Genomic DNA, 11746 nt, shown 5'->3' with positions numbered 1-11746 from the left:
ATTTTTTTTTAAAATGGACAATGCTTAGCGTTTCTACTCTTCCACTTTAGAACAATTGAAAACAATAAGAAGAGAAATGCAGTAAAAATTGCTACAGTAAAAGCTAAACCAAAAAAATCAGTTCCAGTAATTAACTGGATATCTTCACCATTTTCGTTTTTTCTATAAAGCAAACAATCTTCTACAACGCCTGAATAAACTAAATTATATACGTAAACATAACTCCAAACAAAATTAATGAGTGAAGAAACGATCAATGATATAAGCCAATGATACCATCTCGAAAACCTCGGATGATTAATAACATAATAAAAAACATATACAAAAATTAATGTCGTAACAATAGTAAATAAACCAATCCTTGTAAAATATTCTACATTGGAGTAATCTTGATTAAAACAACTCCATCCAGATAAAAAATCATAAAACTCCTGACTATATAAGCCATTAAACCAACTAAAAACAATTCTAAAAAAATCCATATTAACTTTTTACATTTATCTTAAATTTCATAAAACACCCATCTTGTTCATATGCATCATAAACACCACCAAGCAAATATTTCAACCCAAAGGTTTTACCTTGGGAGTCTTTAGATTGGATGTCTACACCTACATCATCATTGGAAGACTCAACCCATTTAGGAAATTCATTCTTCAAAACAACTCGGATTACTGACATTGGAATTATTTTTCTATCAGTACTAAACAATATATTATGAGTATATTTCCCTTCTCTTTGTTTTGATACATCTATACGATATCCTTTATCGCTAACTTCGTAATTATCTAGGTCCAATAAATACTTATCACCCAACAGTACATCTGAAAAATCTACACCAACCGCAAACATAAAACCTCCTGTCGCTGCATTATATTTTGCATCTTCAATCGTATTATAATCAACTTGTGTGAAATTTCCTTTTTTAGGATATCTCAACAAACCATATTTTAATTTTTCGATTTCTGGAATTTGCACAAAGATATTTTGCACACTTCCCCCTTTTAATTTCCCTATATTAACTTTACTAAATATATTCTTCAAATATTTATGACTCCCCATAAACCAGATATAAAATGGTCGTTCTCCATCAAAATCAACTGGCTCGTCATTAATATTATAATAACTACCTTTAAACTTTGAATTTAATTGCAACACAACAACAGACATTCGTGAGTTAATCTGCAAAGCTGAAGCAAAAGCATTTTTTATCCCGATCTGCTGATTAATTAGATATTCCGCAGCATTACTATCCTTACCTGGCGAAAAAATACAGTCAGAAATGAAAATTGAAACTTCATTTTTACTGGTTTCTTCCAAAACTTTTTTCAAAACATCCGAAAAATCAGACGAGCTTCTATTTCCTCCCTTATCCCTAAAAGATTTAGAATCCAAGTTATTTATGAAAGACTCAACGTCACTCCCCTGAGGGATTATATTACTATTTATGTAAAATAAATTCAAGCTGTCCGAAACTTTAGAAATTCGAATATCACTCAAAAGGCTATAAATAGATTGTTCAAACTCTGTCACCCCCTCAACATAACCATCCATACTACCTGAATTTTCTAAAAAAACGTTGATAATAGGTACTACTTCACTTTTCTCAACTTCAGCAACTTTATCACTACTTGTATTCCTTTCAGCCTTACGCGAACAACCAATTATCATAAACGCGAATAAAAGCAGCACACTAAAAAATCTCATCATATTTCTTTTCATCTTGTTAAATCTCGCCAAATATACGAAAAATCACCCCCTTAAAAGTAAAATTAAGATTATTATTTTATTTTTTTAACACAAAAATCTCTCGCACGACACATTTACATTTTTTTAGACAAACATAAGTTCTTTCTATAGATTCTTATAGTATTTTTATCGGAATTCTTATGAAATATAAAACATTCAAAGTTTTATAAAAAAAACAAATTTTAAATACATCTAGCCTTAACGCATTGGCGTTTTTACCAAAATATAATAAGCCCCTTTATAAATAGAATCATTCTTTAATCCCAAAGACTTTTTCAGCAATTTGTCCACAACAAGCAATTCAAGAGCCTCCCGCTTATCTGAACTTACATTAAATGTCATACTAAATGCAGGATCCTTCTTACCCTCTTTCCACTCAAATATCATTAATTGACCTTCGTCAAACTTTGAACTTTCCACCAATTGTCTTCCTCTGCGTTCTGAAGGATCCATAAAATCTATACACCTATCACCATTATCGGCTACATGAACCGTAACAAAATATGAATCTTCACTCAAAAATGGCAATATTTTTTCTGTATCCATTCAAATACATAGACGAATTTAAACTCATAAGTTATATTGAGATCTTTACCTCTTTTACTTACCCCAAGAGAGGAAAAGCTAGCAATAGAAAAAATGTAGTTTTTCACATTAAATAAATTTAAAAAATTGCCTACTCTATAAGGTTTTCGGTTTCCCCTTCTGTATTCAAATTACTTATTCAAACATTTTTTTGACTCCTCAAAATCTAAATTCGTTAATTTTTGCCAAATATAGCAAGTTTTTCTTTAATATCCCGAAAAACAATATGTGATATTTCATTCATTTTTCAAAATCCAATTTCCCGCAACACATTCGCCATTTCCTATAAATTATAGTTACATTTGTAGCGATTTTTGCAAGAATCCTTATGAAATATATTATCCTTTTAATCAATCTTATTTTATTGCTCCTTGGGTACAGCGTGTTCCTGAACCAGTGGGTGCCACCCAGCTTTTGCATCTGCTTTTCTTATGCTGCACTCATCTTCCCAATTGTTTTTGTGCTCAACTTTTTATTATTAATTTACTGGTTCATTTTTCACCGAAAAGTGGGCGTACTGATGCTGGCTTTGAGCTTAGGACTACTCATTCCCTTTAATAAAATTTATCATATATGGGGAGGCAACAAATCGCCAGAAAGCAACCTCACCATTATGACTTATAACTTAAAAGTTTTAAGCAAAGACAAAGGCAACATCAAACCATTCATCAAAGAGAAAAACCCAGATATCGTATTTTTGCAAGAATTACCACAAGGGCGCAAACATGTGCTAGACGACGGCTATCCTTATGTAGAAAATTATCAAGCCATTAGCATTTTAAGCAAATACCCCATTATTGAATCTAAACAATTAAAACTCGGAGACCGAAAGCTCCGTGCTTGCTATGCCGACATTAAGTTTCGCAACGATACAATTCGTGTAATAAATGTGCACCTTTCCTCTACTCGACTGACGAAAAAAATGTTTGCTAAAGCCACAGAAACCGAAGGACTCAAGGAAAGTACACGCGTTGTAACCGCCAAACTCTCTAGCTCGTTTGGCACACATCAACGCGAAGCCAACGAGATTGCACGCCTCATTGCCAGAACCAAATACCCCATCATCGTAGCGGGCGATTTCAACGCAGTGCCGTCGTCGTACGAATATTACAAAATTGGGAATACCCTACAAGACGCATTTGTGGCTGGAGGAAATGGACTAGGCACTACATTTCACGATTACCAATTCCCTATTAGAATAGACCATGTTTTTGCGTCTAAAGATTTTGGCGTGCACCAAGTGGAAATTGATCGCGTCCCATACTCAGACCATTTTCCAGTCATCGTAAAGTTTAACTTCAATCCCAAAAAATAATTTATTTTTGTATTTCTAAAAAACTGACTTAACCCTAAAAAATCCACGCACAAACATGAGCAATCAAGCATCTTTTATCCAAGAAATTCAACAAGGTTATAGCCCCAAAGGCGAATACATAAGCATAGGCAAAGGAAAACTCGACGATGTCGTAATCCCCGACGCAGCTGTAAACATTCCGCTCAAAACCATGAACCGCCACGGGCTTATTGCGGGTGCCACGGGAACGGGAAAAACCAAAACCATGCAGCTGATTGTGGAACAACTTTCAGATGCGGGCGTGCCAAGTCTTGTGATGGATGTAAAGGGCGACCTTAGCGGACTTGCCATGCCAGGCGATGCGACTAATCCTAAAATCATCGAACGATATAAGCTACTCGATATGCAATACAAAGCCAACGGAATGCCCGTTGAGTTTTTAAGCTTAAGCGAGGAAAAAGGCGCAAGACTTAGAGCCACCGTTACGGAGTTTGGACCTGTTTTGTTAAGTAAAATTTTAGCCCTAAACGAAACACAAGAAAGCGTAATTTCGGTGATTTTTAAATTCAGCGACGACCATGCTTTGCCGTTGATTGATTTAGACGACTTGAAAAAAGTCTTGATGTATGTAAAAGACAACCCCGAAGGACAAGAAAAGTTAAAAGCCGAATACGGCAGTATTTCTGGTGCTACGGTGGGAGCCATTCAGCGAAAAATCATTGCACTAGAACAACAAGGTGCCGATAAATTCTTTGGCGAGCCTTCGTTTGAAGTAGATGATTTATTGCAAGTACGCAACGGGCGTGGTGCCATAAGCATTGTACGCCTCACCGATATTCAAAACAAGCCTGCACTGTTCTCTACTTTTATGCTAAGTCTTTTGGCTGAAATTTACGCCACTTTCCCAGAGGTGGGAGATGCCACAAAACCTAAATTGTGCATTTTTATTGACGAGGCGCATTTGATTTTTAACGAAGCCTCCAAAACACTTTTAAACCAAATTGAAACCGTGGTTAAATTAATCCGTTCAAAGGGCGTAGGCGTGTATTTCGTAACCCAAGTGCCAGGCGACATTCCAGATGGCGTATTGAGCCAATTAGGGCTAAAAGTGCAACACGCGCTGAGAGGTTTCACGGCTAAAGACCGAAAGGAAATCAAAAAAGCGGTAGAGAATTACCCGATTACACAATTTTACGATGCCGATCAGCTCATCACCCAGCTTGGAATCGGAGAAGCGTTCATTACGGCTTTGAGCGAAAAAGGAACGCCAACACCACTCGTGCACACTTATCTGGAAACACCACAATCTCGCATGGATGTTTTGACTGAAACGGAATTAAATAATTTAGTTGCTCAATCTAAATTGGTTACCAAATATGCTCAGGACATAAATCGTGATTCTGCTTATGAGATTTTAACGCGTCGCATGGAAGAATCTGCACAGCAAGAGGTACCAGAAAAAGCAAAACCACAAGCCTCAAACACCAAAAAGAAACAAGATAAATCCTTTATGGAAGAAGTGATCAACAGCCGAATGGCGAGAGATTTAGGCAGAACATTTACGCGCGAAATCACGCGTTCTATTTTGGGCGTTTTAGGAATTAAAAAAACAAGAAGAAGATAAATTTTCCATTTTTGTGAAATATGCTGTTTTAGACATAGAAGCTACCAACGGAAAGCGGGGCGAGGAAAAAATCATAGACATTGCGATTTACCAAATCACCGACGAGGAAATCAGCGATCAGTTTGGCTCTATGGTAAATCCACAGCGCGAAATCGAGCCTTATGTGCAAGAACTCACGGGAATTACCAATAAAATGGTGCGTCGCGCACCTAAATTTCACGAAATCGCCAAACGCATTGTAGAAATCACCGAGGGCTGCATCATCGTAGGGCATGGTGTGCATTTTGATTATCGCATGCTTCAACAGGAATTTAAATCCTTAGGCTATGATTTTAAACGCAATACGCTCGACACGCTAGAACTGAGCAAGCAACTCATTCCCGACGAGGAGTCGTATTCTTTGGGTAAATTATGCAAATCGCTCGGCATTCCGCTCACCAATCGCCACCGAGCGCAGGGCGACACCGTGGCTACGGTAAAACTTTTTCAATTATTGAAAGAAAAAGACACCGAGAAAAAAATCATCGAAAGCCAAACTCAATCGGGCAGCGAAAAAGCCCCTACCCAATTGACTAAAAAGCTTTTGGCTTTGCAAAAAAATCTTCCTACCTATACGGGCGTTTACTACTACCACAACCAGAAAGGCGAGATTTTCTACATCAAAGCGGCAAAAAACATTGCCGCAGAAGTGAACCGAGATTTTGCCTCATCGCTGAAAGAAAAACAAAAAATCCAGCGCAAGGTAGCAAGGATTTCGCACGAGGCAACGGGCAGTTTTTTAATCGCATTATTAAAAATCAACGAGGAGAAAAAAACACACAAGAAAATCCTAAACCGAAAAAGCAATTATTTCTCATACGGATTATTTATTCAAAAAGAAAAATCAAGTGGCATGCAATCGCTGGAAATCAGCACAATATTAAAAACGCGACGCAGTCCGCTATTGCTATTTTCAACACGCAAAAAAGCTTTTAATGCCTTAAATGATTTAAGCCAAAAATTTAAACTCACAGCAGAAGATTCCGCCAAGGAACGAAGTAAAAAAATTAAGGATTTAAAACAATTTTTGGACTTTCCGCAAAGGGATTTTTTAATCATAGATAAAGGCAGAAATCCGCAAGAAAATACATTTGTAAGTATTATCAACAATCAGCTACACCACTACGGATTCTTTAGCCTTCACAATCAATTAGAAGACGGAAAAATTCGTGAGAAATTAGGAATTTCCTTGCACTCCAATGCTATAAACAAAGCTTTGATTAAAACTTTTTTATACCAAAGCAAAAGTTTGAAAATTAAACCACTTAACAACGAAAAACCGAAATAAAAAATGATAGAAGAAGATAAAAGAATATCCGAAAAATTTAAACAAAAAGACTGGAACGAGCTAAAAACCAACGACTCTTGGATGGTGCTAAAAGCCATGAGCGAGTTTGTACGCGGATTTGAAAGCATGTCCAAAATCGGACCTTGCGTTTCCATTTTTGGTTCGGCACGCACAGCATCTACAAGCAAATATTATAAATTGGCAGAAGAAATCGCTTATGGCGTTACCAAGCTAGGCTTTGGCGTAATTACGGGTGGAGGCCCAGGCATCATGGAAGCTGCCAACAAAGGTGCCAAACAAGGCGGTGGAAAATCAGTAGGGCTGGGTATCGAACTCCCTTTTGAGGCAGGCAACAACAAGTATATAGACCCCAAACTAAGTCATCAATTTGATTACTTTTTTGTTCGCAAAGTTTTGCTTGTAAAGTATGCGCAAGGCTTCATTGTTTTGCCAGGCGGATTTGGCACGCTCGACGAACTTTTTGAGGCGATGACACTTATCCAGACCGATAAAATCGGTAGTTTCCCAATCGTTTTAGTCGGTAAAAAATACTGGGGCGGCTTGATTGATTGGTTTAAAAATGTTTTGATCGAAGAAGGAAAAATCAGCGAAGATGATTTAAAATTATTCCGCTTAGTCGATACCGCAGAAGAAGCCGTGGAACACATCAAAAAATTCTATGATAAATATGCCGTAAAACAGAATTTTTAACGGCTTTCATTATAAAAATCATACAGCGGAATCACACCAATTCCGCTTTTTTATTTATTTTTGGTAAGTATTTAAGCCCCCATTAAAGATGAATCATAAAAAGCTATTTCTGGTATTGATTTTTTGTTTTCTGCTTTTGTGGAATTGCGCGACCCCACCGATTTCGCACCAAAAGAAAAAACCGAACATTCTCTTTATTTGCATAGATGATTTAAGACCAGAGCTTAATGTTTTTGGCGCTAAATACATTCACTCGCCACACATCGATTCATTGGCAAATCGTGGTGTTTATTTCCCACGACATTATGTAAATGCTCCGAGTTGTGGTCCTTCTCGCTATTGTCTACTCACGGGGCAATATGGCTCTTATTCTAACGAGGCTCTGTTTCAGCGAGCCGAAAAACTCAAAACACAACCAGAGCAGGTTACTCCTACCTTGCCCGAGTATTTGAAAGAAAACGGCTACACCACGGTGGCGGTGGGAAAAGTTTCGCACCACCCAGGAGGCATGGGCGGGAAAGACTGGAACGATCCCAATGTAATCGAAATGCCCAATGCGTGGGACAAACAGCTACTTCCCGTTGCCGAATGGGAACACCCGCGAGGCATCATGCATGGCTTGGCTAATGGGCAAATTCGCCAAAATCCTGCCGATATGAATGTGTATGAAAGTGCCGAAGGCGACGACACGATTTACCCCGATGGCATCATCACCAACGAAGCTTTGAAACAAATCGACGCTTTAAGCCATAGCCAAAAACCTTTCTTTCTAGCCGTAGGAATCATAAAACCGCATTTGCCATTTGGTGCTCCAAAAAAATATTACGATTTATACAAAAATCAAGATTTACCACCAATTCCACACCCCGAAAAGCCCAATTGGAAAAGCGTTTGGCACGATTCCAAAGAAATGAGAATGTACAATCTCTGGGGCAAAGATCCGAATCGTGATGCCGAGTTTGCCAACGAACTGAGAAAGCACTATGCCGCTTGCGTGAGCTATGCCGATGCTCAAGTAGGCAAAATTTTACAAGAGTTAAAGAAAACAGGGGCTTATAAAAACACCATTATCGTTTTATGGGGCGACCACGGCTGGAATCTTGGCGAACACAGTATTTGGGGCAAGCATAATTTGTTTGAAGAAGCCTTGCGCTCACCGCTCATCATCGTAGACCCCAGAGGCAAAAACAAAGGAAAAGCCAGCAATGCCATTGTCGAAACCATTGATTTATTCCCTACGCTTTGCGAAATGACAGGGCTTAAAATTCCTGACTACGCCTACGGAACATCTCTTGTTCCTAACTTACAAAACACGCAACGCAAAGGGCACAATGCCTTGGCATACACTTACGATGCCTATACACTGCGCACACCACGCTATCGATTTACATTGCACAAAGATGGCAGCACGGAACTTTTTGACCACCAATCTAAAGACAAAGAAGGAAGAAACATTGCACAAGAACAGCCTGCATTAGTCGATAGTTTAAAGTCAGTTTTATTAAAGAAAGCTGCTCCGAAATTGTAAAAAACCGATTTTTAATGTTTTTTTTCAAGATGCTGAATCAAGTTCAGCATAACAAAATGCAATCTTGTCACTCTGAGCTCGACTCAGAGTCTCTGCATTGTAAATCTTTAATCATAAAAAAAACCGCATGATTCCCATACGGCATATTTTTAAACAAAGTAAATATCTTATTGCGCTAACTTTACTTCTCGTTTAGACATATAATACTTTAAAATATAAGCTAAAGACCCTACTATAGGCACAAAAATAAGAACAACAATCCAAACTATTAAATTAAGATTTCGTTCCTCTTTTCCTACTAACGCTAAAGCGTAAATTAACAAGCATACGACTGCTAAAAACATTGATAATACAACTGGAGCTGAGATAAATAAAAACTGACTCATTGTTTTAACTTTTTAGTGAATATTCTTTTAACGCACCTAATGTATCAATTTTTATCAAAAAACAAAAATTTTCGTAAAAAATATTTACTTAAATTCAACAAGACAAAACCCAACCGTACCACTCAGAGTCTCTGCATCATAAATCTTTAATCATGAAAAAATCGAATTTAATTGATTTTAAAAAGTTCCTGTATCAAGTTCAACGAAACTGAACAAAGAAAAAAGCACAGATTTAAACATTTTAGCTTTTTACTATCAAAAAAATTAAAATAACATATTGTATCTTTGCCCAGATATGAAGTTTACGATAGAAAAATCAGATATAGAAAGCTCGGCGAGAGCGGGTGAAATCACTACTGATCACGGCAAAATACAAACACCGATTTTCATGCCCGTGGGCACGGTAGCAAGCGTGAAAGCAGTGCACCAGCGCGAACTGAAAGAGGATATTAAGGCGCAAATCATTTTGGGCAATACCTATCATTTATATTTAAGACCTGGCACCGAGATTCTAAACCAAGCGGGCGGATTGCATAAATTCATCAATTGGGACAGGCCTATCTTGACCGATAGTGGGGGATATCAAGTATTTTCGCTTGCGGGTCGCAGAAAAATCACCGAAGAAGGTGTGCGTTTCAAATCCCACATCGATGGTTCGTATCATTTCTTTAGCCCAGAACGCTCTATGGAAATTCAGCGAAACATTGGGGCAGATATCATCATGGCTTTTGACGAATGTACGCCATACCCGTGTGACTACACGCCTGCCAAAGAATCTATGGAAATGACTCACCGCTGGCTGAAACGCTGCGAAAAATGGCTTTCTGAAAATCCAGAGTTATACGGCTACAAGCAAACGCTTTTCCCAATTGTGCAAGGAAGTACCTACCGAGATTTAAGAACACAATCGGCGGAATTTATCGCCAGCATAGGAGCCGATGGAAACGCCATTGGCGGACTAAGTGTGGGAGAACCAGAAGAAGCCATGTACGAAACTACAGAACTTGTAAACAGCATTTTACCTAAAGACAAACCTCGCTATTTGATGGGCGTGGGAACTCCTTGGAACATTATTGAAGGGATTTCGCTCGGCGTGGACATGTTCGATTGCGTGATGCCTACCCGGAATGCACGAAATGGAATGCTTTTCACTTGGGATGGCGTGATAAACATAAAAAACGCAAAATGGAAAGACGATTTTTCTCCACTCGACCCTAAAGGCTCCGCCTATGTAGATTGGGATTACAGCAAAGCCTATGTGCGACACCTTTTTGTGGCTAAAGAATATTTGGCAAAACAAATTGCATCGGTACACAATTTAGCTTTTTACCTAGATTTGGTACGCGTAGCAAGAGAGCACATCTTAGCTGGAGATTTTGCCTCTTGGAAAAAATCGATTATACCTCAACTTAAAACTCGTTTGTAAATTGAAGATTTTAGACAAATATATCATCAAAAATTTCATAGGGACTTTTTTATTCATCACAACGCTCCTATCGCTTATTATTTTGGTGGTAGATTTAAGCCAAAAGATAAACAAAATCCAAGACAATGGCTCTAATGTATGGGAAGCCCTCACAGGCTTTTATCCATTTTTTATTTTATGGATGGTAAACACCTACATGCCAATCGGGGTATTTATTTCTGCGATTTACTTTACCTCAAGGATTACCAACAATACCGAGATTGTTGCCATGACCTCGGGCGGAATGAGTTTTTTCCGTCTAACTAGACCATACCTATTTGTGGCACTGCTCATCGGAGGATTATCTTTTGCAGTAAATCACTATTTTTTGCCTAAAGCCAACATTTACAAAAACGAATACTATTACACTTATTTACAACGAAGTAGCCGTGCGCAGGAATATTACAAAGGACGCCCCATCAGTGCACAAATTTCGCCTAATGAATATTTATTCATCAATAATTACAACCGAAGAACTAAAAACGGAAACGGCTTTTTATACCAAAAAATCAATAAGAATTTAGAAATTATTTACCAAATGAGAGCCAATGACATCATTTGGAACGAAGAAGATTCTGCGTATAGCTTAACCAATTACTATGAGCGATATGTGCGCAAAGGCAAGCCCGATAGCCTAGTGGCGGGAAATATGATTAAACAAAAATTTGAAGTAACGCCAGACGAGTTACTGCCCGAAGGCTATGTAGCAGAAACCATGAACTCCTTTGAACTTAGCCGATTCATCAATCGTGAGAAATTCAAAGGCTCGGCAAGTGTGAGCGTCTACCTCAACGAGTTGTATCAGCGTACAAGTTTGCCGTTTTCTACCATAATTTTAACCTTGCTCGCGCTATCGCTTAGCTCAACCAAAAAGCGTGGAGGTCTCGGGCTAAACCTCGCACTAGGAATTACCATTGCGTTTATCTACATTTTTGGGAACGAAGCGAGCAAAGTATTCTCCTCGGTGGGAGATTTAAGTCCGTTCTTGGCTGCTTGGATTTCAAATATCGTGTTTGGGATTATTACGATTTTCCTATATTTTAAACGAGCCTTTCAGTAATTTTTTACCATTAAAAA

Annotated in this window: 11 protein-coding genes; 7 read left to right on the top strand and 4 right to left on the bottom strand. The window is 38.1% G+C overall.

The features are described 5' to 3' along the window. Nucleotides 1-8 precede the first annotated feature (8 nt). From ORNRH_RS05150 to ORNRH_RS05140, 3 genes are all read right to left on the bottom strand, one after another. Nucleotides 9-482 carry a hypothetical protein gene (locus ORNRH_RS05150; RefSeq protein ID WP_014790849.1) on the bottom strand — a complete coding sequence of 158 codons (474 nt, stop codon included), beginning with the start codon at nucleotides 480-482 and terminating at the stop codon, nucleotides 9-11. Nucleotide 483: 1 nt separating this feature from the next. After that, complete coding sequence (locus tag ORNRH_RS05145; protein ID WP_014790848.1) at nucleotides 484-1722, bottom strand: hypothetical protein; 1239 nt, start codon at nucleotides 1720-1722, stop codon at nucleotides 484-486. A 225-nt stretch (nucleotides 1723-1947) separates the two neighbouring features. Beyond that, nucleotides 1948-2295 carry a hypothetical protein gene (locus ORNRH_RS05140; RefSeq protein ID WP_014790847.1) on the bottom strand — a complete coding sequence of 116 codons (348 nt, stop codon included), beginning with the start codon at nucleotides 2293-2295 and terminating at the stop codon, nucleotides 1948-1950. Between the two features lie 367 nt (nucleotides 2296-2662). Between ORNRH_RS05140 and ORNRH_RS05135 the strand changes: the two genes are divergently transcribed. The 5 genes from ORNRH_RS05135 to ORNRH_RS05115 all read left to right on the top strand — a co-directional run bounded on the left by ORNRH_RS05135 (nucleotide 2663) and on the right by ORNRH_RS05115 (nucleotide 8818). Next, nucleotides 2663-3649, top strand: a complete 987-nt coding sequence (locus ORNRH_RS05135; RefSeq protein ID WP_014790846.1) for an endonuclease/exonuclease/phosphatase family protein — start codon at nucleotides 2663-2665, stop codon at nucleotides 3647-3649. Between the two features lie 55 nt (nucleotides 3650-3704). Next, nucleotides 3705-5252 (top strand): helicase HerA-like domain-containing protein, encoded by a 1548-nt coding sequence (locus ORNRH_RS05130; protein ID WP_014790845.1) that lies wholly within the window; start codon nucleotides 3705-3707, stop codon nucleotides 5250-5252. 13 nt (nucleotides 5253-5265) lie between these two features. Continuing rightward, on the top strand, nucleotides 5266-6579 hold the full coding sequence (locus ORNRH_RS05125) for an exonuclease domain-containing protein (RefSeq protein ID WP_014790844.1): 1314 nt from the start codon (nucleotides 5266-5268) through the stop codon (nucleotides 6577-6579). Nucleotides 6580-6582: 3 nt separating this feature from the next. Then, nucleotides 6583-7290, top strand: a complete 708-nt coding sequence (locus ORNRH_RS05120; protein ID WP_014790843.1) for an LOG family protein — start codon at nucleotides 6583-6585, stop codon at nucleotides 7288-7290. 88 nt (nucleotides 7291-7378) lie between these two features. After that, nucleotides 7379-8818, top strand: a complete 1440-nt coding sequence (locus tag ORNRH_RS05115; RefSeq protein ID WP_014790842.1) for a sulfatase — start codon at nucleotides 7379-7381, stop codon at nucleotides 8816-8818. A 167-nt stretch (nucleotides 8819-8985) separates the two neighbouring features. Here the strand turns inward: ORNRH_RS05115 and ORNRH_RS12120 are convergent, their stop codons facing one another. After that, complete coding sequence (locus ORNRH_RS12120) at nucleotides 8986-9204, bottom strand: hypothetical protein (protein WP_014790841.1); 219 nt, start codon at nucleotides 9202-9204, stop codon at nucleotides 8986-8988. A 295-nt stretch (nucleotides 9205-9499) separates the two neighbouring features. Here ORNRH_RS12120 and tgt point away from each other — a divergent pair, with 295 nt between their 5' ends. Both tgt and ORNRH_RS05105 read left to right on the top strand, forming a co-directional pair. Beyond that, complete coding sequence (tgt, locus tag ORNRH_RS05110; RefSeq protein ID WP_036601612.1) at nucleotides 9500-10630, top strand: tRNA guanosine(34) transglycosylase Tgt; 1131 nt, start codon at nucleotides 9500-9502, stop codon at nucleotides 10628-10630. Between the two features lies 1 nt (nucleotide 10631). Beyond that, nucleotides 10632-11729 carry an LptF/LptG family permease gene (locus tag ORNRH_RS05105; protein ID WP_014790839.1) on the top strand — a complete coding sequence of 366 codons (1098 nt, stop codon included), beginning with the start codon at nucleotides 10632-10634 and terminating at the stop codon, nucleotides 11727-11729. Nucleotides 11730-11746 lie beyond the last annotated feature (17 nt).

This window comes from Ornithobacterium rhinotracheale DSM 15997, assembly GCF_000265465.1.
Taxonomy (GTDB): domain Bacteria; phylum Bacteroidota; class Bacteroidia; order Flavobacteriales; family Weeksellaceae; genus Ornithobacterium; species Ornithobacterium rhinotracheale.
This window is presented reverse-complemented; position numbering and strand designations above follow the sequence as displayed.